Origin of the sequence: Thermoanaerobacterium butyriciformans, from assembly GCF_017874545.1 — a bacterium.
In the GTDB taxonomy this organism is placed as follows: domain Bacteria; phylum Bacillota; class Thermoanaerobacteria; order Thermoanaerobacterales; family Thermoanaerobacteraceae; genus Thermoanaerobacterium; species Thermoanaerobacterium butyriciformans.
The window spans coordinates 1-21658 of the sequence record NZ_JAGGLT010000021.1; the positions used below are offsets into that span (position 1 = coordinate 1).

The following is a 21658-nucleotide window of genomic DNA, read 5'->3' on the forward strand; positions in this document are numbered from 1 at the left end:
TTCTTATTTTTATCGCAAAATCATTGTTATTTTTTGTATCTAATATCTAATTTATGTCATTGTATGCTGCTGGAAATTAGTTTCCGAAATCACTCTTATTTCCGTTTGTGAATCTCCATAAAAATAAAAGCCTTCAGGTATTAATGTATATTACATGAAGGCCTTTAATTTCACATTGAAGCAAATTATAATCGACTTTTTAAGAAAATTATTTTCAAATATTGTTCACCTGTTTATTGCGACTTCTACCTAATGCATATAAAACTGCAACTACTAATAACAAAATTATTGTTCCAACTATTGGCGATACTGTCATCTCTTTAACCCATTTTGCAAATCCCAATCCTACAGTCGCATAAAATGGATCTCCAAATGTACTACCTGTAGATGCTAATGCACCTGTATTAGGAATAAGATATCCTGTACCTACAGCGAGAACAATTCCCATTATGAATGGTCCAACTATAGCACCTTTCCAACCGCCTGTGCTATTCCCAAATATTCCTGCAGTACCACCAGCAAAGAATGCAGGTACAATACCTGGTAAAATTATATAAAATGCACCTAATCCAAGTTGTACAAACATTCCAATTATCATGCCAACAAACATTGAGATGAATCCAAAAACTAGTGCTGTAGGAGCATAGGGAAACATAACTGGGCAGTCAAGTGCTGGTATAGCACCTGGAACAACCTTTTCCGATATACCTGTAAAAGCCGGAATTATTTCTGATAACATCATTCGAACACCAGAAAGTACAATAGTAACACCAGCTGCAAAAGTTAAGCCCTGCATTATAGCATAAATTAACGGATTAGTGTCACCACTTATATTTTTAGATATATACGTATAGCCCGACATTACAACTGCAATAATAAAAATTATCATCATTGTTACAGCCATGCCTGCAGTTGAATCTCTAAAAAAGCTTAACGATTTTGGTAATTTAAATTTTTCCGCACTGTCTTCAGGTTTACCAACAAATTTTCCTATCCATGCAGAAAACCAATATGCTACATCACCAGTGTGCCCAACTGTAAATTTTTCTCCATTCGTTATTTTGCTGGTATATGGATACAATAAAGCGGGCATAAAAGTAAAATACAATCCCATTGTCAAAGAACCTACTAAAAACAACACAATTCCACTTAGATTTGCAACTGATACATAAATTGCAGTTACAAAAAGAGAAACGTAAAACATAATATGTCCTGTAAGATATATAAACTTAAATCTACTGATTCTTGCCAATATTATGTTTACAATAAATCCTCCTACCATTACTAATGCGCCCATTGTACCGAAATTTTTCAAAGCAAATGGTAACACTGCTTCATTTGTTGGCATTATTCCTTTTATATTAAAACTATGATTCATTATTGTACCAAGTGGTGATAGAGATCCACTTATTACACTTGCACCAGCACCTATAATTACAACACCTATAATTGTCTTTAGTGTTCCCATTACGACTTGGTTTGCAGGTCTTTTTTGTAAAATAAGACCTATTAAAGCAACAATACCAAGTAAAATCGATGGCTGAGACAGAAGCTGAAAAACGATAAACTTGATAATATCCATTAACATATTGTACTTCCTCCCACTTTAAAATTATTTTAGTTACTCACTGTTGTAGATAAAACTATGTCAGCCCTAATTCTTTAACCCTTTCAGTAACTTTTTCCTCAATCTCGTCTTTTTTGAAAAAATTTTTAATGTAAATAATCTTCTTTGGGTCAACACCAACAAACGAATCCTTAAGTTCTTCTACCGTCACAATAAAATCAAAACTTTCGCCTATTATTGATGCAACTCCTGCAGTTTGAACATCATTTTCAATTCCCAATTTATCTAATACAGCTCTTACATGAATTTTAGCTATCATACTGCTACCAAGCCCCTGAGGGCAAACCGTAAACACTTTTACCATTGCTATTTCAGCTCCTTTTTACTTACATTCTGTTATTCCACCATTGATGATTAAGTTTACCACATCATAAATATCATCTGCAAATTTTATCTTTTGTACTTTCTCATCATCTCCCAACAATTCCACCAATTCCGATAATGCTTTTAAGTGTGATGAATGGTCAACTGCACACAAGCATACGACTATTTTTACTGGATCGTTTTCCTTATTGCCAAAATTGACTGGATTTTTAAGAGTGATGAGGCTCATGCCTATTTTCTTAGCTCCTGATTCTGGTCTTGCATGTGGCATTGCTATACCTGGTGCAATGACGATATACGGCCCTATCTCTTTCACAGAATCTATCATTGCGTCTATATACCTATGCTCTATAGCTCCCTCTTTTTCTAAAAGCTCACCCCCAATCCTAACTGCTTCTTCCCAATCTTTTACTTCAACATTCAGCCTAATCGTCTTTTCTGTCAAAAGGTCTTTTAACAATGGTTCTGCAACTCCTCTCTCTTCGTTTACATCTTCTAAATCTAAAAATTCTTTAAGTTCTTCGATGAGTTTTTGCCTGTTTAAAATGCTGCAATGCTTTTCAATGATTTCAATTAGATCGTCTAACTTGATTGCGTATGTCCTGTCATTTCTTATAAACAATTTCAACTTCTCAATGTCGTTTTCAGTTAACAATGGATTTACAACGACAGTCTTAATTCCTTCCGCTTCCACTGGAACAGTAGACACTATCAAATCAACGTGTTTTTTCTTTAATTGGTCTTTTACTTGATGGTATGCAACAGTTCCTTTTATATTTACGTTGAAAACCGATTGAAGCCTTGATGACAGCATCTTTGCCGTTCCGATTCCTGTGCCGCATACAACCAACACATCCATTTTCCCACTGCTTGATGCTTTTTGTCTCTCAATTGCTGCACCGAAATGCATCACAAAATACCCAACTTCTTCATCATTAAGCCTATTTCCAGCGTATTCTTCTAGTGGCCTTAAACCTCTTTTTACTATTTCAAAAAGTTTGCTGTAATTTCTCTTTATTTCATCTAGTACTGGATTCTTTAAATCAAGTCCATGGCTTAACCTGTATATTGTAGGCCTTACGTGCTCTAAAAGTCCTTCAAAAAGCTGTCCATCTTTAGATAAATCTATATTTACTTCTTTTTCTACATTGTTGATGATTTTCTTAGTCATGAGTTCCAATTCAAGCCAATTTTCCTCTTTGTTATTCTTTTTGTTCGTAACACTACTCCCCAACAGATGTACTGTTATATAGCCAATTTCATCAATCGGTATATTAACTTTAAAATGTTCTTCAAGCATCTTAGCTATATTTGAAGCAACACTGAATTCTTTTGTCATTTCCAATGATTTAAGCTCATCAGTTGGCATTACTATGTCTCTTCCAAGCTCTATTCTTTTTATGGTGATTGCAATGTGTATTACAAGCCCTGTAAAGGCTGCATCTGAAAATACTGTCTCAAGTTCACTTTCTGCAGTCTTTATACAATCTTCGATGTACGATAAATCGATATTCTCAAAAAGCTTCTTTATTTCGTTGTCCATACCCACATTTATTCTCGTGTATATCGGTGATTTAACTATATCCAGCGCCCTATCGATATCGACTGTCTCTGTAAGAAGCTCTATAGCAGCTTTTCTAAGTTTTTTCTCATCACCTAAAACTTTTAATCCATACTTAGGTACTGACTTAAGCTCAAGTCCATGATCATAAAGCCATTTCCTCACTTTACTGAGGTCATTTATAATAGTGCTTCTAGATACCATAAGATTATCTGCAAGTGCATTAATTGTTGTATAATCCTTCTGACCAATTAGATTGCTTAAGATAATGTTTACTCTTTCTTTCTGTGATAACGCATAATAGTAAATACTAACGTCATCTAAAAGTTCTAATGCCTTATTTTTGTCTTCTAATGATTCAGAAAATTTCACACCTACGTTAGGCTTTCTTATTAATTGTGGCAAATTATTGTACTTTAAGAATTCATCAATTTCATCAAGGTCGTATCTTATAGTCCTTGAGCTAACTTTAAATGAACTGGCCAGTTCAGTGATCTTGACGGGGAGGCTTGAATTAAGAAGCTTTATCAATATTTGTGTGCATCTTTCATTGAGTATGATAATTATCACCTCTTTCATTATTAATTATATTATCATTTATCTTGCTTGAAAAGCTTAACATTTTTCACTTCAATTGTGGCAAAACTGTACTATAACCAACGCCTTACTAATATATTTCCCCGAACTAAATTTATTTTCTCCTGTTATTTTCTATAAAATCTTTCGCTTTTGTATTTTTGAACATAAAAATACCGCCTCGACTTATCATGTCTTAGCGGTTTAGTTTATCTATGCAGTTTTAATGCTAATATTTTTAAGTTTTTTAAGATTTATTTTGACTTTATGATTTAATTCATCATCATCGATTAAATACTTGGTTTTTTCTCTGATGTTCGCATCTGACTCATAATATGCTATTGCTTCCCTTATATTATCTAATACATTATAAATTTTTTTATCATAATCATAGATAGCTTCTTCTGCTTCATAGAAATATGACTCGAACTTCTCAGCAAATGATTTTGCATCTATCTCACCTATTAAATACTTATTAGCTAATTCAACTAAATACTCTACTGCTTTCATTCAATCGCCCTCCAATCTAGTTTAGGTCTCTTTCTCGCTATTACGGTTTTAATATCTCCATTATCCCTAATTTTCTTTCATAAATTTTTCTAATGTCTCTCTATCCGGCAGTCCATCGTTGTCACCTGGTGACATGATTATTATCGCTCCTATTGCATTGCCTCTTTTTACTGCATCTTTAAGTGTAAGCCCTTCTAGTAATCCGCTTATGACACCTGTTGCAAATCCATCTCCGGCACCAACCGTATCAACTATTCTTTCCACTTTATAGCCACTTACAGTAAAGCTCTCATCTTTTGTCTTGACATACGCTCCTTTATCGCCGATCTTGATTATGACAGTTTCTACGCCTCTGCCTAGATAATAGTCAGCTATATCGTCTGGATTTTCTGTTCCTGTCAAAATAAAGCCTTCTTTTATACCTGGCATGACTATGTCACACCTAGATGCGATGTCGTTTAACGTAGACACCATCTCATCTTCGCTTTTCCACAGGCTCTTTCGTATATTGGGATCAAATGAAGTCCTTATGCCATTTTGTTTTCCAATCCGAATCATTTTGTAGACAGTATCCAATGTATCTTTTGAAAGAGCCGCTGTTATGCCCGTAATGTGTATATGCTTAAGCTGACTTACATCGCAATCAATGTCATCTGGTGTCACGTGTGATGCCGCTGAGCCCTTTCTAAAGTAAAATATATCCGGATCACCCTCTGATGTCTTTGATTTAAGCATGAACCCTGTTGGATATTCATCAGTAAATTTTATCGATGAAACATCAATTTTTTCTTCAGACAACTTTTCATAAATGTATCTTCCAAAAGGGTCATTACCAAGCTTCGTAATGTACTTTACAGTATGCCCAAGCCTGCTTAAGCCTATTGCAACATTTGCTTCTGCTCCTGCCAATGCCTTTGTAAACTTGTTTACTCTATCAAGTGTCCCTTCTTCATCTGCTATAAATAAAGCCATGGGTTCTCCAACCAATAAAACTTTAGCCAAAATATCACCTACTTATCTAATCTACTTTACTGCATTTACAAGCCTTTTTGCTCTCTCTTCCAAAAGGTCCAGATTGTCAAAATTAATTCCTTTTGTCAGATAACCACCTACGCCAACTGCATAAGCGCCATTTTCAAACCATTCATTGATATTCTCGTCATTTACACCACCTGTCGGCATGAATTCAAGGAATGGGAAGGGTCCTTTAAGAGACTTTATAATCTTTGAATCTACAAATTCACCTGGGAAAAGCTTTATAACTTCTGAGCCCATCTTGTAAGCTTTAAACATCTCCGTAGTCGTTGCTGCTGCCATTGAGAAAAATACATCATTTTTTTTGCAGTATGATGCAACTTCCTCAACTATGCACGGCGTCACAACGAAATCTGCTCCATTTCCTACAGCTTCCTCCGCCTGGCTCAATTCCAATACTGTCCCTGCACCTACGATTTTATCCGGGTATTTCTTCTTAAGCTCCTTTATTAGTTTTCCAGCGCCTTCAACGGTATATGTTATTTCTATTATGTTTATACCGCATTCTATTACCTTTTCTGCCATCTTCATTCCCAAGTCATAGTCTTTGCACCTTATAACTGAAAATATCCCCTTCTTTGTCTTTTCTTTTATCTCTTTAAAACTCATAAAACTCATCCTTTCATTTTAATATATTTATTTAATGAGATCTGGTAGATCTCCTTATTACAAGCTCTGCCTTTAAAACCAGCTTCTTAGGTACAATCTCACCGCTATCGTTTATCCTATTAAGCAGCATTTTGGCTGATTCCACGCCAACTTCATAGGTAGGCTGTGATATGGTAGTAATACCTGGCGGTATAAGTGATGCCCAACCCCAATCGTCATATCCGCACACCGCCACGTCATCAGGTATCTTTAATTTTAGCTTATTTACAACTTGCAGCACATTTAAAAGCACAACTCCATTTACAGTAAACAAAGCCGTCCTGCACTTCCTGCAATCTTTCATCATTGATATTATTTTCTCTTCAATCTTGCTTAAACCACCATCTACTTCAAATATCAAATTGTTGTTATCTATTCCGTATTTTTTGCAAACGTCTAAAAATGCTTGTTTTCTCTCATTGCGAGTACTTATATCGCCTATCCTTTCAGTAAAAAAGCCTATTCTATTGTAGCCGTTTTTGATTAAGTGCAGTATAAGCTCAGACGTCACCTCATAATTATTTACAACAACCGTATCAAAAACTGTATCTTTTATGCTCCTATCTGCAAGGACAATCGGCAGGCCTTTTTTTGAAAGCTCTATCAAAAAATCGTCGTTGCCTCCAGCAGTGTTTATTATAAGCCCGTCTATATTGTTGTCTAAAAGTGATAAGATGTACTCTCTTTCCTTTGTGGCATCGTTGTCTGTGCTGGCTATTATCAAGTTATATCCGTTTTCTTTCAAGACTTTCTCTATTCCCTTAACAAGTATAGATGAAAAATGATTGCCTATGTCAGAAACAAGGACACCTATGAGATTTGATCTATTAAGCTTTAAACTTCGTGCTAAATTATTGGGTCTATAGTTAAGCTCCTCTATGACTTTTTTGATGTTTTCTCTTGTGGCGTCAGACATATACTCATAACGACCATTTAAAAACCGGGAAATAGTCGTCTTTGATACACCAGCTCTTTTCGCAACATAATCAATTGTAATCTTAAAGTTATCATTGTTCATGGCATCACCAGCATTTTAATTTTAGAAACCAGTTTACGAAACCGGTATATATATTATATTCTACATAATTTTTAAAAATCCTTCTTGTTTAAATTAAAGTTAGTAAACTTTTCTCTCTAAAGTAGAGAACATTATTTTGTAAAAATATATATAACTATTAAATTCCCATAAGAAAATTTAGAAAAGCGAAAGACAATCCTAAAAATAGTATAAAAAGATTTAAGAAAAGTATAAAAAAAAGTTGACAGTATAAAACAAGTGAAATATAATAAACATAGAGATGTTGGAGGAAAGGTTAATGTGCTACTCGGATAAGAGCATTCCTGTGCAGAGGTTAATGCTCTTTTTTGTTTTGACCAATTTCAATCTTGAATTCCAAATGAAAATTGACTTTACCTTCAACATCTCACGAATATAGGGAGTGGTGCTCTTTCCGATCATTAACCTTAATGATATTATAGCATATATAATTATTTCGTTACAACAAAAAAAATGCGCACATACGGCGCATATTGTTTAGCTAAATCTCCTTTTTAGCCTTGTCAAAACATCAGACAATGTTGCCAGATCCTCATTGACTTCTTTAACCTTTCCTCTGTTTTGGCTTATGATATCTTTAAGTCTTGACAAAATCTTATCGTTTTCTGTCTTTAATTCTTCTATCTGTCTTAATATCTCATCATCAGACGGCAATGCGATTTCTGCTACATTTACTTCGTTCAAATCAAAGTCATACGTATCGTACTTTGAAGGAATAACCGTTTCAATATTTAGCTCACTTTTTATCTTATCTGATAATACTTTTTGAGCACTGTCTTCACCGTGGACAATAAATATTTTCTTTGGCTTTTTCTTAAATGACGATATCCAATCCATCAAGCCCTTTTGATCTGCATGGCCTGAAAAGCTCTCTATATTTTCAATCTCTGCGTTAACTGTTATCTCTTCGCCAAAAATATTTACTGTCTTTTCGCCTTCTAATATCCTCCTGCCAAGTGTTCCTTTTGCCTGATAACCAACAAAGACGATTGTGCTATCAGATCTCCAAAGATTGTGCTTCAGATGATGTTTGATGCGCCCTGCCTCACACATGCCGCTGGCAGAAATGATGATGACAGGTTCTTTAAGGTCATTTAATGCCTTTGACTCTTCCGCTGAATGGGTGAAATGCAAATTAGGGAAATCTAAAGGATAATCGCCATTTTCTACATACCTTCTGGCTTCGTCATCGAAATAATCAAGGTGCTTTCTAAAAACGCCTGTAACTGATGTAGCAAGAGGACTGTCAACGTACACCGGCACTTTACTTAAGTACTCTATCTCGTCCTTATAAAGTCCTTCATCAAGCTTATGTATTTCATATAAAAGTTCTTGTGTCCTTCCAACTGCAAATGATGGAATAATTACATTTCCGCCTCTCGATATCGTCTTTTTTATAATCTCCATAAGCTTCCTTGCCTTATCACCAACACTTTCATGGAGCCTATCGCCGTATGTAGACTCGCACACAAGATAATCAGCTTCATCTATAATGGTGGGATCTCTCAAAATCGGTATATTTTTGTTTCCTAAATCCCCCGAAAAAACCACCTTTGTCTCTTTGTCTTTTTCTTTAACCCATATCTCTAGTATAGAAGATCCCAGCATGTGTCCTGCATCATTAAACCTTACTTTTACATCCGACGATGGCTCTATTACCTCATCATAGTTTACACCGCAAAAAAGCTGCATAGCTGCTTTTCCATCGTCTGCAGTGTAAAGAGGCATTCTAAGCTGTTTTCCTGCCCTCTTCCTTTTGCGGTTTTTCCATTCATTTTCAATCTGCTGTATATGACCGCTATCCTGTAGCATGTATTCACAAAGATCTACCGTACCTTTAGTTGCGTAAATCTTCTTTTTATATCCTCTCTTATAAAGCAGCGGTATCCTTCCACTATGATCTATATGTGCGTGTGTCAAAAGCATAAAGTCGATTTCATCTACATTAAATGCAAACTCCTGATAATTGAATTCATCTTCTAACTCACTTCCTTGAAACATGCCACAATCTACCAGAAATTTTGTACTTTCAGTCTCTACAAGGTAGCAAGAACCTGTTACTTCCTTCGCAGCACCTAAAAATGTGATCTTCATCATATCTCTCCTCTCCAATGAATTGATAAAAATATTCATCCTTTTAATAATAGTCTTAATAATATTATACTATAATTAATAAAAAAAGCGAGGAAGGACTTAAATCCTTGCACTCGCTTTTACAATCCGGGATATGAAAAAAGTTCTGATATTACTAATGTTACAGCACCTATAGCCCGATCCAGCATTCCCAGTTTTGATATTTCAACTGCAACATTATTGTACCTTGACACTAGACATTTGCTATCTATATACTCTCTTATGGTATTTAATAGATAATCCCCTATTCCAGACAGTGTATTGCCTATTATGACCAAGTCAGGATTAAATGTATTTACAATATTTACTATGCCTATGCTTAAATTCCTTGATATTTCTTCTATTGATATTTTTGCCAAGCTGCTGCCCATCTCTGCAAAACCTGCAATATCGTTAATATCTAATCTGTCTATATTGTCAACATTTAAATACTCATCTTTTTTGCCGGATTCTAACTTTTCTTTTATAAAGTTAAACAATGATTTTTCTGACGCGTAGTTTTCCCAGCATCCTCTGTTCCCACAACTGCATAGATGGTCGTTTATATCAATCGTCATGTGTCCCATCTCACCTGCTAGTCCGCCCGAACCTCTGTAAAGCTCGTTATTGATTATGATTCCTGTGCCAATACCTATACCTGCACTTATATAGACGAAATTTCTAGCATTTTTACCTGCCCCAAACCACTTCTCGCCTATAGCGCCTGTATTAGCCTCATTATCTATATACACTTTTAAGTTGAATCTCTCTTCTACTATCTTTTTAAGCTCCACATTTTCCCAATTCAAGTTTGGAGCTTTTAACACAACGCCTCTTTTATAATCAGTAATACCAGGCACACCAATGCCTATGCCTAATATTCCCTTCACCGTATTTGGCGAATTTTTTATAGCCTCATCTATAAGTTCTATCATTTTAGATATGATGTCTTCCTTGCTTTCACCGATCTTTAAATTTATCCGCTTTTGCCACAATATGTTTGCAAGTATGTCTGTCAAAATAACAAGTATATAGTTTACGTCTAAATCAATACCAATGATACAGCCTGCAAGGCTGTTTATCATAAGCATTATAGGCTTTCTGCCGCCTTTTGACTCACCGGGCCCTTCTTCTTCTACAAAGCCTTCTTTTATAAGTTCATCAACTAGAGAGGATATTGTGGATTTATTTAAACCTGTTATATTCGCCAAATCAGCTCTTGATATTATGCCTTTTTTGCGAATTGTATTAAGAACGATGGATTTATTAATTTGTTTAATTAATAACTGATCACCTGTTATCATCAAATCACCTTGCAATGCTTCGTTTTCACTAACAATCTAATTTTATATTATACCATATCGAAATGTACCCACTCAATGATTTTGACTTGACATAATAATCGAAAATCCCAGTGGAAAGTTTAATAATTTGACGAAAATTTTCCTCCATTCATATACTTATATTGACAATATCGTTTACGAAATCAACAAACAACTATCTAATGCTACTGAACACCTAATAGAAATTTATCTCCCATCTGTAGATGATGGGAGCAGTCTAAATCACTCCTTATTTTTTGAAGCAGCATCAATATATACAGCAATCAATAAAATTAATCCTTTAACGACATATTGCCAAAACGGTGCGGAATTTAATAAACTCATTCCGTTATTTATACTTGCCATTACCAAAGCACCAATTATAGCGCCAATAACTGAACCAACGCCACCACTAAGGCTTGCACCGCCAATAACACAAGCAGCGATAGCATCTAATTCAGCATTTTGACCTGCAGATGTTGAACCGGCATTTAATGTTGATGTAAGGACAACACCTGATACAGCAGCCAGCAGTCCATTAATTGCAAATAAAATGAGTGTTATCTTCTTAACATTGATACCTGATAATTTTGCGGCCTCAATATTACCACCTAATGCGTAAACTCTTCTACCAAAAACTGTCTTTGACGCAATATAAGTAAATATGGCAGCTAAAATCGCCAAAATCAATACTGAAAAAGGAATTCCATTATAAGAATTTAGCGTGAATACAAACAGTCCAATCAATACAACCATAAGTATTATTTTAGCAATATCTAAATAAGAAGGTGAAACTTCTAACCCATACTTAATTTTTGATTTTCTTTGTGAATATGTGGTATAGGCACCTACCAGCAATACAATTATACCGAGTAAATATCCACTTACTGGAGTTAAATAAGCTTGACCTATAAACTGAAAGTCATTGCTTAATGGCGCAATCGTGTATCCATTTGTAATACCGATGAGTATTCCTCTAAATACCAACATACCTGCTAATGTTACAATAAACGATGGGACATTTTTATAAGCAACCCACCAGCCATTCCATGCTCCTAAAATCAGGCCGACTGCTAATGCAATTATTATTGAAAGGATGCCATTAAAATGAAACCAGACATTAGCGATTGCAGCTATACCACCAGTCAAACCCAAAAGTGATCCAACTGAAAGATCAATCTGACCAGCTATTATTACAAAAACCATCCCTATGGCTAAAACCGCCGTAGAAACCATTTGCCTAAAAAGATTTGACATATTTCTAGAAGTTAAAAAGTCACCTTTTGTAGCAATAGCAAAAATAATCCAAATACCTACTAATGCTATTATCATCGTATATAATTTTAAATTAAATGTAAATTTTTTATTTGTCGATACATCATTTTCTTTAAAACCTTTCGAATTCACCATTATTATTTACCTCCTATCGCACATTCCATTATCATTTCTTGAGTGACATCCTTATTGACAAATTCACCCTTCTTTTTACCCTCATGCATTACGACAATTCTATCACTTAATCCTATTACCTCTGGTAATTCTGATGAAACCATTATTATTGAAATACCGCTTTTAACCAATTCATAAATCAATTTATATATCTCATATTTTGCACCCACATCAATTCCACGAGTAGGTTCATCTAATATCAATATTTTAGGATTTCTTAATAAATTTTTAGCCAACACTACTTTTTGTTGATTTCCACCGCTTAAATTTTTTACTGCTAAGTCAAAATGTGAAACTTTTATTTTTAGCATTTCGATATATTTTTTGACATCTACTATTTCCTTGTTCTCATCAACAGACCCAAAATTATTTTTATAACTTTCTATATTAGATAATGTCATATTATTTCTTACGGATAATATATTTATTAACCCTTGACCTTTTCTATCTTCTGGAACCATTGCAATTCCATAATTCAAAGCTTCATCAGGATTTCTTATATTAATTTTTTTACCTTCTAAATAGATTTCACCTTCATGCTTTCCTTGATATGATCCGAAAATGCTAGAAACAAGTTCAGTTCTTCCAGCTCCAATAAGACCTGCTATTCCTAATATCTCACCTTCTTTTAAAGTAAAGCTGACATTGTCTACAATTTTTTTGCTAGAGGATTTCGAATCATAAACACTGAAATTTTTTACTTCCAATATTTCTTTCCCAATTTGATGTTCTTCTTTTGGGAAAAGATTCGTAAGTTCACGCCCAACCATCATTTTTATAATTTCACTCTCTGTAAGATTTTTTGTGTCTTCTGAACCTACCGTTTTCCCATCTCTCTGAACTGTTATCCGATCTGTTATTTCCATTACCTCATTTAATTTATGTGAAATGTATATGCATGTAACACCATTATCCTTTAACTGCCTTAATATTTTAAACAATATCTCAACATCAGCATCTGTGAGAGATGATGTTGGCTCATCCAATATCAATAAACTGACATTTTTAGATAAAGCTTTGGCAATTTCAACTAATTGTTGCTGTCCAATTCCTAAATTCTTCACTGGTACATTAGGATTAATATTCAAATTCAATTTATCAAGTAAGATTTTAGTTTCATAATACATTCTGTCAAAATCAATTATCCCATTTTTATTAGGCTCATTCCCAATAAATATATTTTCACTGACAGACAATTCTTTAACTAATGACAACTCCTGATAAATTATACCTATCCCTGCATCTTCTGCATCTTTAATATTGTTTAATTTTAATTCTCTTCCATCAAATATTATCTCTCCAGAAAAAGTGCCATGTGGATATACACCGCTTAAAATTTTCATAAGTGTTGACTTTCCCGCACCATTTTCACCACATAGTCCGTGTATTTCTCCTTTTTTGACTTTTAAATTAACATTGTCTAAAGCTTTAACACCGGAAAATTCCTTTGTTATATTTTTCATTTCTAGAATGAAATCACCCATATCCATCCCTACCTTTTTTGATTAGGGGAATGAGTTTTCATTCCCCTAAAGAATTTTTTTAATAATTATTGTTTCGGCCACTGATCTTTAGGAACATTTTTATAAACTTCATCAAGGCTATGGAATCCATCTTTTATGATAGTATCTACCATATTGTTCTTATCTACGGCTACAGGTGTAAGCAATACAGATGGTACGTCAATTTTTCCATTATTGACCTTTCCATTTGCATTGATGTCTTCACCTTTTGCTAAGGCAATCGCTACATCAGCACCTTTTGTTGCTTCTTCTTTTACTGGCTTATATACAGTCATTGATTGTTTGCCTTCAACAATCAACTGACAATTTGCTAGGTCAGCATCTTGACCTGATATTGCAACTTTTCCAGCAAGATTTTGTTCCTGCAAAGCCCTAATCGCTCCTAAAGCAGTACTGTCATTTGCGTCAACTACTGCATCAATTTTATTATTATTAGCTGTTAGTGCATTTTGCATTATATTATAAGCATTTTGTGTCAGCCAATCTTGCGCCCATTGCTCTCCAACTATTTTTATATCGCCTTTATCAACTAATGGTTGTAAAACCTTCTTTTGACCTTGTTCAAACAATTTAGCATTATTATCTGTAGGTGAGCCTTCAAGCAAGAAATAATTTCCTTTTGGTACCAATTTCGTTATATATTCAGCTTGTAATTCACCAACTTTTTCATTGTCAAATGACACGTATGCATCAACGTCTGCATTCATAATTAATCTGTCGTATGCTAAAACCTTTACTCCTGCTTTATGAGCTTCTTCAACGATTGGTGCTATTGCACTTCCATCATGCGGAATTATTACTAAAACTTTTATGCCTTGTGCTATTAAATTTTGACATTGTGAATATTGTGTTTGTGAATCACTATTAGCTGACTGTACTAATACATCAGCTCCTAACTCTTTAGCCCTTTGAACAAAATAGTCTCTATCATGTTGCCATCTCTCTAGATTTAAAGTATCAAAACTAAATCCTATTTTAATTTTACCTGAATTGTCAGAAGTTTTTGTTGTTTGGCTTGTTTGATTATTTGAATTTGATTGATTCGGATTTGTTGTAGCACATCCTGAGAACGTAAACAACATTGCAAATATAAGGATTAGAGACAATAGATTTTTCTTGAAATTTTTACTCATTTTAATTTCCCCTTCCTATTGATATTTTTGCGGAAGTCAAATGCTCTTAAGTCAAATTTTTAAATTAAACCGAGACAATAATTTATCCTTTTTATTTAACACCCCCTTATGTAAGTATTTTTAAAATGCTAAATAAAGTTTTTGATTATACTACAATTTTCTTGTAAATATCTACTAAATATAGAATTTTATTATTAGCTAAAATTACTTTTATTTATTAATCTTTTAAATAAACATAATAAAGGCAAGTACAAGGAACAGATAATTTAAGCTATTATTTTTTCTAATCAATATTAATTTGCTTTACTAATAATGACTCAAAGTTAAATTTTTCTAGCCATCATTAATGTCCCTTGTACTATGATGAATTTTTTTCACTATCAAATTTCCAAATTTTTTATGAATTTAACTTCCCTATCTCCTCAAATGCACCTTTAAGCTTTGAATACAAGCTTACATAAATTGGATACAGCTTGTTGTACTTTTCGACGTTTTCTTTGATTGGGTACACGCTATCTGTAACTTTTATTAAACTATTGCAAGCGTCATCTACATTTTTGTAAAGGCCATATCCTACAGATGCCATTATGGCTGCACCATATGAGGGCCCTTCTGTAGCATTTATCATGTCTATCCTTACATTGAATATGTCAGCAAGTATCTGCCTCCAAAGTTTGCTTTTAGCACCACCACCGCTTACTCTGACTTCATTAACAGGTATATTAAGATCTTTAATGAGTTCAAGAGAGTCTCTCAACCCAAATGCGACACCTTCCAATATGGACCTTGTCATGTGGCCTCTATTGTGTGTTATGCTTAATCCTACAAAGCTTCCTTTTGCATAAGGGTCGCTATATGGTGTTCTTTCTCCCATAAGATAAGGCAAGAATATTAGCCCATCACTTCCCGGCTTCACCTTCTCTGCTTCTTCTAAGAGTCCATCAAATGTCATAACATCAGCATTGTAATTATTTACATCATCCACCCACCATTTAAGACATGATGCAGCCGAAAGCATTACACCCATCACATGCCATTTGCCATTTGCATGACAGAATGAGTGAAGCCTAAGCTCATCATCTGCTGCATACTTGTCCTGTGATGCAAATACGACACCAGATGTGCCTAAAGCAACTGATACTATGCCGCTTTTCACAGTTCCAGTACCGACAGCACCGCTAGCCTGATCGCCGCCTCCACCTACGACAATTGTACCTTCTTTAAGTCCTGTCAAATCTGCAGCTTCTTTTGTCACATGGCCCGTTACATCAGTCGATTCATAACATTTAGGAAGAGCTTTTTCGGGTATTTCAAATATGTCTATCATTTCCTTTGACCATCTTCTATTGCTGACATCAAATAGAAGTGTTCCTGATGCATCAGAAACCTCTGTAGCGTACTCACCTGTTAATTTAAACCTTATATAGTCTTTTGGCAAAAGGATGTGAGCGATTTTGCTGTATACATCTGGAAGGTGTTTTCTTACCCATAATATCTTTGGAGCAGTAAAGCCTGTCAATGCCTTATTACCTGTATACTTCAAAAGACCTTCTTTACCTATCTTTCCAGTAATGTAGTCACATTCTTCCTGTGTCCTCTGATCGCACCAAAGTATAGCAGGTGTGATGACATTATTGTCTTTATCGAGAAGCACAAGGCCATGCATCTGGCCGCTTAAACCGACGCCTTTTATGTCATCACCATTTACACCGCTTTTTGCAATAATCTCTTTTACACCATCTTTCGTTGCATTCCACCAGTCATCTGGATTTTGCTCTGCCCATCCAGGCTCTGGATAATACACAGGATATTCTTTTGAAACGCTAGATACAACACTTCCGTTGTCACTCATCAGTATTATCTTAACTGATGACGTACCTAAATCTATCCCTAAAAAATACATATATTTACCTCCATGAAATGTTATAGAGGGGAATAATGAAACATTTATCCCCCTCATGTTTCATTATTCTGCAAACAAATACTGATTGAGTATTGATTCAAGCATTTCTTGCCTACCTGATTTATTAACAATCTCGCTGTGCTCTAATGCGTATTTCTCCAAACTCTTGAAGTCAGCTTTACCGCTTACAATATCTGCGCCAATGCCTTCTTTGTAGCTTGCATATCTCTCTTCAATGAACTTGTCAAATACGCCATCTTTTACAAGCTTATAAGCTACTTTGAATCCTTTTGCAAAAGCATCCATACCTGCTATATGTCCTAAGAAAAGATCTTCTGGTTCAAATGAAGCTCTTCTTACTTTTGCATCGAAATTCAATCCACCTTTGTCAAATCCACCCATCTTTATGACTTCATACATTGCAAGTGTTGTCATGCGTATATCTGTCGGGAACTGATCTGTATCCCATCCTAAAAGCATGTCACCTGTATTTGCATCTATTGATCCTAATGCTCCATTTATCCTTGCATATCTGAGCTCATGCTGGAAGTCATGTGCTGCTAATGTTGCATGATTAGCTTCGATATTTACTTTGAAATATTTATCAAGATCGTATTTTCTCAAGAATGCTAATACATTTGCTACATCAAAGTCGTATTGGTGTTTCGTAGGCTCCTTCGGCTTTGGTTCAATCAAGAATTGTCCTTCAAATCCGATTTCCTTTGCGTAGTCAACAGCCATGTGCAAAAATCTTGCAAAATTGTCCAGCTCTAACTCCATATCTGTATTAAGGAGCGTCTCGTATCCTTCTCTTCCACCCCAGAATACGTAGTTTTGTCCTCCAAGCTCTTTTGTAATTTCAAGTGCTTTCTTAACCTGTGCTGCAGAGTATGCAAAAACATCTGCATTGCAGGATGTTGATGCACCATGGACAAATCTCGGATTTGAGAATAGGTTTGCAGTGCCCCACAAAACTTTTGTCTTGCTGGTCTTCAGGTAATCCTTTATCATAGCAACGATGATATCCAGGTTTTTATTGGTCTCTCTTAATGTATCACCTTCTGGTGCTATATCTCTATCATGGAAACAGAAGAAAGGTGCATTAATTTTGTCAAAAAATTCAAATGCCGCTTCAACTCTAGCTTTTGCTATGTCCATAGGATCTGTAAGGTGATTCCACGGCCTTTGCATTGTTGCTTTTCCGAATTGGTCTGTCCCATCTGCTGTAAACGTGTGCCAGTAAGCTATAGAAAAGCGAAGATGTTCCTCCATCGTCTTTCCATCGATTACTTCCTCTGGATTGTAGAATTTAAATGCATAAGGATTATTTGATTTAGGTCCTTCATATTTAATTTTTGATACTTTTTCAAAATATTTGCTCATCTTATGTCCTCCTTTTTATTGTTTGTCTATCCAACAAACTTATATATTATATATTCTACACAAAATCAAAAAATCCTTCTTTAAAATAAAAAAATTTTTAAAAAAATAACCGCCCTGTCAAACCAATGCGATTAATCATATTTTAAAGTTTCAAACTTTATTAGATAATTTATTTTTTCATCATCAATTGTAGAATTATCTGGATATATCGATTTTGCTAATAGGAGGAAGTTTTCCATTCCATTAACAGAAATGACGCCATTTATCTGTTTGATATCATTATAGACCATTAGCCAACATCTGGGAAGATACTAAAATAGGTCAAAATTCGTTTGCTTTTTGATCATATATTTAATTATAAAGGTTCGTGTAGTATAATTTAAGTTTGTGAAGTGGTCTCGTTATTGCAACGTAAAATAATTTAAGCTCTAGTTCTGTATCATTGTATGAATCTGCATCAGGAATTATCACCGTATCGAATTCCAATCCTTTAGACAAATACGATGGTATCACGATTTTCCTGCCTTTATATACTTCCGTTTTATCGCTAATCAATGTAATATCATCTATATCCTTTTTTAAACTTTCATATATCCTTTTCGACATCTTATCTGTTTTGCAAATTATCGCTGTCGTAAGCTCATCATCCTGCAAATTATTTAAAATATCATAAATCAGTTCGTCATAGTCTCTTATTCTAATAATCTCTGGTACATCACCATGCCTCATAATTGGCTCTGCTTTTACTATGCTTTTATTCTTGCTTTTGTCAATTACGCTGTTGGCATATTCCATTATCTCAACAGTCGATCTATAGCTTTTCTTCAGCATCTTATACGTCGCCTTGCCATTTAACACATGATTGTTTAAGTCACCCCATGATTTTATTCCCCTATATGAGTATATGCCTTGTGCTACATCGCCAACTATCGTTATAGAATCACCCTTCACGATTCTTTTTATTAAATAGAATTTAAATTCACTAAAGTCCTGTGCTTCATCAACGACTATATGCGCAAATTTGCCTGCATCATCTAAACCAAACAAATACTTGTGTACGTACAAAAGCGGCGCTAAATCCTCGTTTTCTATTTTGTCTTTGTCAAGTATCGCTTTTGTATAATCACATATACACGAGATTTTTTCGTCTTCGATTTTACCGCACGAAAACTTCTTAAGCGTCTCGAAATCCATTATATCTCTATAAATTTTAAGTGTATCTAGTTGAATCCATTTTTCAGAATAATCACAAATTGCTTTGTCGATTTTAACTGGTATATCTCCTATTTCTTTATCTCTAAGTTCATACAGTTCAATTACCTTAGACTGCCTTACCTCATTGTCATCAATATTATCCTTGACAAATCTGATTTTTTCGCTATACTCCTTTTCAATACCATCTGCAATTAAATCTTTATTTTTCTTTAGTCTGTTCTTCAAATACGAAATAAATTGCTCTTTTCTTTTCTGCAATGGCAGGTAGACAAAATTTTCAATAAATAACTTTTTAAGCTCTATTGATGTAAAAATAATGTTTCCATCAATATTTATATCACAGTCAGGAATGTACTTATATAAAAACTGTTTAAAATAATTATCGATAATTGCTTTAAATAGCAAGCTTCCCTTGAATCTTGACACCATAATAGTCTTTCGCTTTTCGTCGATGGGCGCATCTCCTAAAAGATATGATATTTTATCATTTGCCACTTTTAGCTTTTCTTTTATTCCTGTAATTTTTAATGCATAATCTTCAAATGTCGTCTGCAGGACATCGTCAGCACCAAGATCCGGCAAAATATCAGATATGTAATTAAGAAAAAGTTTGTTTGGAGCTATTACCATGTAATAATCTTCTCTTCCTTTATTTCTCTGATTTTGGTAAATAAGATATGCCATCCGGTGAAGTGCAATAGTCGTCTTACCACTTCCTGCAACACCTTGTATAATCAAAGCCCTATCTAATGGTGCCCTTATAATATCATTTTGCTCCTTTTGTATCGTTGCAACTATGTCTTTAAGTCTATTATCAGCACTCTTCTCAAGAGACGACGTTAAAAATTCGTCATCCAAGATCATCTCTTTTAATTTCTCATCAAAAATGTTGAGAAGTTCACCTTCTTCTATTTCGTACCTCCTCTTTAACTTTATTTCACCAGATATTTCGCCACTTGGTGATTTGTAAGATACCGCACCTGCCTCACCGCTGTAGTAAATATCTGCAATAGGAGATCGCCAATCGATTACGACAGGTTCATCGTGCTTTTCATCGTTTAAACCGTATTTGCCAATATAGAGTTTTTTTATCTTATTATCACCGTCTTCCTTAAAGTCGACACGCCCAAAGTACGGTTTGTTTTTCGATTCTTTATACCTTCTAAGTTTTCTTTCATTGCTCATCTTAAGCTGCTTCTGTAAAACTATCCTTTCGTCAAGTGCTGACTTCACTTCCTTTCGAGTTTCAGATATCTTTTTCTCTAATATCTTGCCTTCCTCTTCACTTTTTGCTATCTCACCTTCGATCCATTCAATTGTTTCATGAAGCTTCTGTTTTTCTTCGTTGTACGATGGATGCTCTGATGCTTTCATTGTTTTCCCTCCTAGCATAACGGTAAAATTTATTTTATCGCAATATCTTTTAATTTACAAATGTATTAATGCAATATCACATGTTTTCCATCAAAAACAATTTTAATTAGCTGCTTTTCTCTCAAATTTGCATCTTTTATCTTGTCAAATTACCAATTGTGTGATAAAATTATGTTGTTTAGTGTAAATAAAATTATGTTTATATTTATGAATATTAATGAATAAAAATTTAACCTGTTCTTTATGCAAGAACAGGTTTTATTATATTATTAGTTTAATTTTGTTTATAAATATACATATTTACACTTAATCTTGATTTAAAAACTTAATTAATTCATCAGTAAATACATCAGGTTTATCAAAGTAACAAGTATGACCTAGATCGTCAAATGTATACAGTTTTGCATTTTGTATATTTTGTTTTAGCATTGTCGCAAATTCATACGGTGCTATGTCATCTTTTTTACCCCAAATAATCAATGTATTAACCTTTATCTCTTTAAGTCTATCGACGTATTTATCGATGTTTATACTATCTACAATGATAAGGGTTCTAATCATTTCCTGATACTTTAATGCAAATCTTATTAATATTTCTCCACTGAAGGATGGACCAACAATATTAACTTTATTGATATTTAATATACTAACAAATTTCATTAGGAAATCCTCATACGATATATCTAGGATTTCCGATTTGCCATAACCAGGCAATTCCACAGCGATTACCCTATATCCTTCTTCTGCAATATTATCAACTATTCCATATTTCACCCAATCATCTATAGTGAATCTTTTGCCATGAAGCAGAAGAACATCACCTTTATCACCATGTCCGCTGATTAAATAGTGAACCATCGCTCCATCGATATTGACATATTTATTATCTTCCGTCATAATCGTCAC

17 protein-coding genes are annotated in these 21658 nt (G+C 34.3%); all 17 read right to left on the minus strand.

The features are described from left to right. Positions 1-214: 214 nt before the first annotated feature. The 17 genes from ulaA to J2Z80_RS09665 all read right to left on the minus strand — a co-directional run bounded on the left by ulaA (position 215) and on the right by J2Z80_RS09665 (position 21649). Positions 215-1588, minus strand: a complete 1374-nt coding sequence (ulaA, locus tag J2Z80_RS09585; RefSeq protein WP_209454193.1) for a PTS ascorbate transporter subunit IIC — start codon at positions 1586-1588, stop codon at positions 215-217. 55 nt (positions 1589-1643) lie between these two features. Then, the gene (locus J2Z80_RS09590) at positions 1644-1931 is read right to left on the minus strand and encodes a PTS sugar transporter subunit IIB (RefSeq protein WP_209454194.1); all 288 of its coding nucleotides are present in this window, start codon (positions 1929-1931) and stop codon (positions 1644-1646) included. 18 nt (positions 1932-1949) lie between these two features. Beyond that, on the minus strand, positions 1950-4091 hold the full coding sequence (locus J2Z80_RS09595) for a BglG family transcription antiterminator (protein ID WP_209454195.1): 2142 nt from the start codon (positions 4089-4091) through the stop codon (positions 1950-1952). 210 nt (positions 4092-4301) lie between these two features. Continuing rightward, a complete protein-coding gene (locus J2Z80_RS09600) occupies positions 4302-4598 on the minus strand; it encodes a colicin immunity domain-containing protein (RefSeq protein ID WP_209454196.1) in 297 nt (98 codons plus the stop codon). A gap of 66 nt (positions 4599-4664) precedes the next feature. After that, the gene (locus J2Z80_RS09605; protein WP_209454197.1) at positions 4665-5600 is read right to left on the minus strand and encodes a sugar kinase; all 936 of its coding nucleotides are present in this window, start codon (positions 5598-5600) and stop codon (positions 4665-4667) included. A gap of 21 nt (positions 5601-5621) precedes the next feature. Beyond that, a complete protein-coding gene (locus tag J2Z80_RS09610; RefSeq protein ID WP_209454198.1) occupies positions 5622-6242 on the minus strand; it encodes a bifunctional 4-hydroxy-2-oxoglutarate aldolase/2-dehydro-3-deoxy-phosphogluconate aldolase in 621 nt (206 codons plus the stop codon). A 31-nt stretch (positions 6243-6273) separates the two neighbouring features. Further along, positions 6274-7299 (minus strand): LacI family DNA-binding transcriptional regulator, encoded by a 1026-nt coding sequence (locus J2Z80_RS09615; protein ID WP_209454199.1) that lies wholly within the window; start codon positions 7297-7299, stop codon positions 6274-6276. Between the two features lie 516 nt (positions 7300-7815). Next, positions 7816-9432, minus strand: coding sequence for an MBL fold metallo-hydrolase RNA specificity domain-containing protein (locus J2Z80_RS09620; RefSeq protein ID WP_209454200.1), 1617 nt, complete (start codon positions 9430-9432; stop codon positions 7816-7818). Positions 9433-9551: 119 nt separating this feature from the next. Beyond that, positions 9552-10754, minus strand: a complete 1203-nt coding sequence (locus J2Z80_RS09625) for an ROK family transcriptional regulator (protein WP_209454201.1) — start codon at positions 10752-10754, stop codon at positions 9552-9554. Positions 10755-11015: 261 nt separating this feature from the next. After that, entirely contained in the window at positions 11016-12182 is a 1167-nt protein-coding gene (locus tag J2Z80_RS09630; RefSeq protein ID WP_209454202.1) for a sugar ABC transporter permease, read from the minus strand. Positions 12183-12184: 2 nt separating this feature from the next. Continuing rightward, entirely contained in the window at positions 12185-13705 is a 1521-nt protein-coding gene (locus J2Z80_RS09635) for a xylose ABC transporter ATP-binding protein (RefSeq protein ID WP_209454203.1), read from the minus strand. 65 nt (positions 13706-13770) lie between these two features. Beyond that, complete coding sequence (gene xylF, locus J2Z80_RS09640; RefSeq protein WP_209454204.1) at positions 13771-14877, minus strand: D-xylose ABC transporter substrate-binding protein; 1107 nt, start codon at positions 14875-14877, stop codon at positions 13771-13773. Between the two features lie 397 nt (positions 14878-15274). Next, positions 15275-16780: a xylulokinase gene (gene xylB / locus J2Z80_RS09645; protein ID WP_209454205.1), complete on the minus strand. Its 1506-nt coding sequence runs from the start codon at positions 16778-16780 to the stop codon at positions 15275-15277. Between the two features lie 63 nt (positions 16781-16843). Then, the gene (gene xylA, locus J2Z80_RS09650; RefSeq protein WP_015312541.1) at positions 16844-18163 is read right to left on the minus strand and encodes a xylose isomerase; all 1320 of its coding nucleotides are present in this window, start codon (positions 18161-18163) and stop codon (positions 16844-16846) included. 131 nt (positions 18164-18294) lie between these two features. Beyond that, positions 18295-18453 (minus strand): hypothetical protein, encoded by a 159-nt coding sequence (locus tag J2Z80_RS09655; RefSeq protein WP_209454206.1) that lies wholly within the window; start codon positions 18451-18453, stop codon positions 18295-18297. Positions 18454-18514: 61 nt separating this feature from the next. After that, entirely contained in the window at positions 18515-20752 is a 2238-nt protein-coding gene (gene helD, locus J2Z80_RS09660; RefSeq protein WP_209454207.1) for an RNA polymerase recycling motor HelD, read from the minus strand. A 306-nt stretch (positions 20753-21058) separates the two neighbouring features. After that, on the minus strand, positions 21059-21649 hold the full coding sequence (locus J2Z80_RS09665) for an alpha/beta fold hydrolase (protein WP_209454208.1): 591 nt from the start codon (positions 21647-21649) through the stop codon (positions 21059-21061). Positions 21650-21658 lie beyond the last annotated feature (9 nt).